The organism is Burkholderia sp. (assembly GCF_018375725.1).
Lineage (GTDB): Bacteria > Pseudomonadota > Gammaproteobacteria > Burkholderiales > Burkholderiaceae > Burkholderia.
Genome location: NZ_JAHACR010000301.1, coordinates 1 through 4,935, shown reverse-complemented (window position 1 = coordinate 4,935; position 4,935 = coordinate 1). Strand labels below are relative to the sequence as shown.

General features: G+C 69.1%; 4 protein-coding genes and 1 pseudogene. All 5 read left to right on the top strand.

Features of this window, described 5'->3' with window-relative positions; genetic code table 11:
- A partial coding sequence (locus KH616_RS21285) for a PAS domain S-box protein (protein WP_292250552.1) occupies positions 1-1,977 on the top strand: 1,977 nt, incomplete at its 5' end.
- Positions 1,974-2,621 carry a response regulator transcription factor gene (locus tag KH616_RS21280; protein ID WP_292250551.1) on the top strand — a complete coding sequence of 216 codons (648 nt, stop codon included), beginning with the start codon at positions 1,974-1,976 and terminating at the stop codon, positions 2,619-2,621. The genes KH616_RS21285 and KH616_RS21280, both read left to right, overlap by 4 nt.
- 299 nt (positions 2,622-2,920) lie before the next feature.
- Positions 2,921-3,523, top strand: a complete 603-nt coding sequence (locus KH616_RS21275) for a DUF1326 domain-containing protein (RefSeq protein ID WP_292250549.1) — start codon at positions 2,921-2,923, stop codon at positions 3,521-3,523.
- Between the two features lie 46 nt (positions 3,524-3,569).
- Entirely contained in the window at positions 3,570-4,358 is a 789-nt protein-coding gene (locus KH616_RS21270) for a DUF2182 domain-containing protein (protein ID WP_292250548.1), read from the top strand.
- A 56-nt stretch (positions 4,359-4,414) separates the two neighbouring features.
- Positions 4,415-4,935 (top strand): annotated as a pseudogene (locus tag KH616_RS21265) (EamA family transporter); the annotation flags it as partial.

Here is a 4,935-nt window from a genome sequence, read left to right as displayed (position 1 = left end):
ATGGACTGCATCCTGCCACTGCTCGCGCACCAGCAGCGCGACGCCGAGCGCCGCACCGCACACGTGACGGCCATGCTGCGCCACGAGTTGCAAACCAGCGTCGCCGTCCTCGAGGCCGCGCGCGGCGCGCTCGGCGTGACGCCCGACATGACGCCCGAGCGCTGGCGGCGGTACGTCGCCGCACTCGATCTCGACAACACGCCGTCTCCGGTTCGCCAGCTCGGCTACGCACCGCTTTCCGCGGCCGCGCGCGGCGCGCTCGCTATCGGCGGCACGCTGCCCGCCGAGCCGCTTGCGGTCACGGCGCTCAATGCCCCCGCGTCGGCGGCGCCTGTCGCCGGATTCGGCGAACGCGACGCTTCGGCGCTGCGGCGCGCGATGCAAACGGGTAGCGCCGCGCTCGGCGTACACCCCGTCGACGACGATGCGACCCGCGACGGTTACACCGCGCTGACGCTGTTCCTGCCCGTCTACGACGAACCGCGCGCCGCCGAGGCCACGCAGCACCGTGTCGTTGACGGCATGCTGTTCGCCTCGCTGAGCCCGCGGCGGATGATCGAGCGGGCGCTCGAATCGGAGCGCGGCATCGATCTGCGGGTGAGCGCCGAAGGCGATGCGCGGCCGATTTTCACGGCGGACGCCCCCGCCGAGGACGCCCCGGCACCGGCCGACCTGATGCGCCGGACCGACGTGCTGAATTTCGGCGGCAGCGCACTGACGCTCGCCTACTCGGCCGACGGCCGGCCGGGCACGACCGGCGCCCAGCGCGCGGCGGGCACGGTGCTGGCTGCCGGGCTCATCGCGTCGCTGGCGCTGGCGGCGCTCGCGCATGCCGCGCTGCGCAGCCGGCAGAAGGCCGCGTCCGATCCCGACGCGGACGGCGGCGGCCTCAACGAGGCGCGGATGATGGGCATCATCCGTTCCTCGATGGAAGCGATCATCACGATCGACGAAAAGCAGACGATCGTGATCTTCAATCCGATGGCGGAGCAGGTGTTCGGCGTGTCCGCGATGGAGGCGATCGGCGGCCCGCTGTCGCGCTTCATTCCCGAGCGCTTCCGTGCCGCACATGCGAAGCACGTCGACCAGTTCGGCGTGACCGGCGTCTCCGAGCGCCAGATGGGACGGCAGCGCGTGCTGTTCGGCCAGCGCGGCAATGGCGAGGAATTCCCGATCGAAGCATCGATTTCGCAGATCCGCGACGGATCCGGCAAGCTCTACACCGTGATGCTGCGCGACATCACCGAGCGCCTTCGCGCGGAAAACGCGCTCAAGCATTCGCGCGAGGAACTGCGCGAGCTGTCGGCGAACCTGCAGAACGTGCGCGAAGCGGAAAAGACGCGCATCGCGCGCGAACTGCACGACGACCTCGGCCAGCAACTGACCGCACTGAAGATGGATCTGTCGGTCGTCGAGAACCGGCTGCGCGAACCCGGCAGCGGCACGCCCGACCACGACGTGCTCGCGCATCTGCACGGAATGCGGCGGCTGATCGACTCGACGGTCGCTTCGGTGCGGCGCATCGCGGCCGACCTGCGGCCGGTGATGCTCGACGATCTCGGGCTCGTGCCGGCGATCGAATGGCTCGCGAACGATTTCACGAACCGCTACGGCATCGACGTCGACCGGCATATCGAGCCGGGCGGCCTCACGTTCAGCAGCGCCGGCGCGACGACGCTGTTCCGTATCGTCCAGGAAGCGCTGACGAACGTGGCGCGCCATGCGGACGCGTCGCGCGTGGTGCTGACGCTGCACGTCGAGGACGGCGTCTGCGTATTGCGCATCGCCGACAACGGCCGCGGAGCGGCTGCCGGCAGCGCGCCGCACGAGGACAAGTCGTTCGGCCTGATCGGCATCCGCGAGCGTGCGCACATGCTGGGCGGCACCGTGACGATCGACACCGCGCCGGGACGCGGCTTCGCGATCGCCGTCGCCTTTCCGCTGTCCTCGATTCAACAGGAAACTTCAAACACATGATCAAGGTGCTGATCGCCGACGACCATACGCTCGTGCGCGACGGGTTGCGGCACATTCTCCAGAACGCCAGCGGCTTCGAGGTCGCCGGCGAGGCGTGCGACGGCCCGTCGACGATCGCGCTCGTCCGCGCGACGCCCGCGCAGGTCCTGGTGCTCGACCTGTCGATGCCGGGCCGCAACGGCGTCGAGCTCATCAAGCAGATCAAGGACGAAAAGCCGGCGCTGCGCGTGCTGGTGCTGACGATGCATGCGGAACAGCAGTACGCGGTGCGTGCGTTCCGCGCGGGCGCGTCGGGATATCTGACGAAGGAAAGTGCGAGCGCCGAACTGGTCGGCGCCGTCACGAAGGTCGCGTCGGGCGGCGTGTACGTCAGTCTCGCGATGGCCGAGCAATTCGCGCAGAGCCTCAACGAACCGGCCGAAACGCTGCCGCATCAACGGCTGTCAGACCGCGAATTCGACGTGTTCAGGCGGATCGCGGCCGGCCAGACGCTGACGGAAATCGCACAGGCGCTGTGCGTGAGCGCCAAGACCGTCAGCACATACAAGACACGGATCCTCGAAAAGATGCAGATGCCGCACGAGGCCGCGCTGGTGCGCTATGCGATGCGGCACAAGCTGCTCGACGACGTGGACGAGATATGAGCGCGGGCGGATGCCGCGCCTGCGCTCGGACGCGCACCGGCCGCTTCCGAGCCGCCACATCGGCGGAAATCCCGACGCGCGCGCGTGTCAGCCCGGCGCGTCGGGAGCGCACCGGATTGCATATCCCCTTCCCCCGCCTACACTGGAAAATCGATGCGCAGCCGCAGGCGGCGGCGCATCGAGCCGTGCCCACGCTCCACGCATTCCTCTGCGCATTCAGCATTCGCATCGTCGATCGCACGTGACCCGATGTCCGTGGAGGACGCACAGCGCGGCCGTCCCCGCACATGGAGGAAACAATGAGCTACCACCTGGAAGGTCGTCTGCTCGAAGTCTGCAATTGTCGAGTGCTGTGCCCGTGCTGGATCGGCGAGGATCCCGATTTCGGCACCTGCGACACGATCGTCGCCTGGCATATCGACAAGGGCACGGTCGACGGCATCGACGTCTCCGGCAACACCATCGCCGCCGTCGCCCACGTTCCCGGCAACATCCTGGAAGGCAACTGGACCGCCGCGATCTTCATCAACGACACCGCATCGGACGAGCAGGAAAAAGCGCTGCTGAAGGTCTACACCGGTCAGGCCGGCGGACCGATCGCCGATCTCGCGAAACTGATCGGCACCGTCGTGTCGGTCGAGCGCGCACCGATCACCTTCGATGTCGCGGGGGCGAAGGGCACGCTCCGGATCGGCGCCGATTATTACGCGGAACTCGAGCCGTACCTCGGCCCGACCGGCGCACAGACCACGCTGTCCGACACCGTGTTCTCGACCGTACCCGGGGCGCCTGTGTTCGTCGGCAAGGCGCCCGTCTATCGCTCGAAGAATGCGGCGATCGGCATCGATGTCGATCTGAAAGACCACAACGCACTGCAAAGCACGTTCCGGTTCGACGCCTGATCCGCCCGTCGCCGCGACGCGTTCCGCCGCGGCGACGGGGACAGCCATGTCTGCACTGCGTCATCGACGCGTGTTTCCGCCCGTCTTCGCGGGCCTCGTCGCGCTCGCGTGGGTCGCGCTGTGGGCGTGGACGCGCAGCCCGTACGGACGTTATGCCGATCATGGCGGCTGGATGGCCGCCGAACCCGTCGCCGCGCTGTGCCGTGCGCTGCCCGGCGGCGCGGTGTGGCTGCCCGCCCTGTTCTATGCGGCGTCATGGACGCTGATGATCCTCGCCATGATGCTGCCGACGACGCTGTCACTGTTCAATGCGTTCGAACGCGTCGTCTCCGGCCGCCCGGATCGTGCGCGCCTGCTCGCGCTCGTCGGGCTCGGCTATGTCGCCGTGTGGAGCAGCTTCGGGCTGCTCGCGCACGGACTGCACGCGCTGCTGCTGAACGGCATCGCGCAGATGCCGGCGCTTGCATGGCGCGGCTGGCTGATTGGCGCCGCGACGCTCGCGCTCGCCGGCGCGTTTCAGTTCAGCACACTGAAGACACGCTGCCTCGACCAATGCCGGACACCGCTGAGTTTCGTGATCGGTCATTGGCGCGGCATCGCGCCGCAGCGGCAGGCGTTCGCACTGGGCGGGCGGCATGGCCTCTTCTGCGTCGGCTGCTGCTGGGCGCTGATGCTGCTGATGTTCGTCGTCGGCACCGGCAGCCTCGGCTGGATGCTGCTGCTCGCGGCCGTCATGGCCGTCGAGAAGAACGTCGCATGGGGGCGCCGTCTCACTGCGCCGCTCGTCATCGCGCTGCTTGCCGGCGCGGCGCTGCTCGTCGCCTTGCATCTGTGAGCCGGCCCGTGCGTCCGCTCGCGACTCCCGGTTCCGCGCACGGCACGCACCCTGCCATGCGCGCCGTGCTGCTGACGAGCGCCGCGATGCTGGCGTTCGCATCGAACTCGCTGCTGTGCCGCCTCGCGTTGCAGGCGGCGCGGATCGATGCGGCCAGCTTCGGCAGCCTGCGTCTCGTGTCGGGCGCGCTGATGCTCGCCATCGTCGTCCGCGCCCGCGGCCGCCCGTCGTCGTCGCGCGGCGACTGGCTGGCCGCGGCGATGCTGTTCGTCTATGTCGCGTGCTTCTCGTTCGCCTACTTGTCGGTCAGCGCGGCCACGGGCGCGCTGATCCTGTTCGGCGCAGTCCAACTGACGATGTTCGGCGCGGGGCTGCATGCGGGCGAAAGCTTCGCGCCGCTCGGCTGGATCGGGCTCGGGGCGGCGGTCGCAGGGCTGCTGTATCTGGTGTCGCCCGGCGTGTCCGCGCCGACGCCGCGCGGCGTGGTGCTGATGTCGGCCGCCGGCGTCGCGTGGGGCGTCTATTCGCTGCGCGGCAGCGGCCTGGCCGATCCGCTCGCGGCCACCGCCGGCAATTT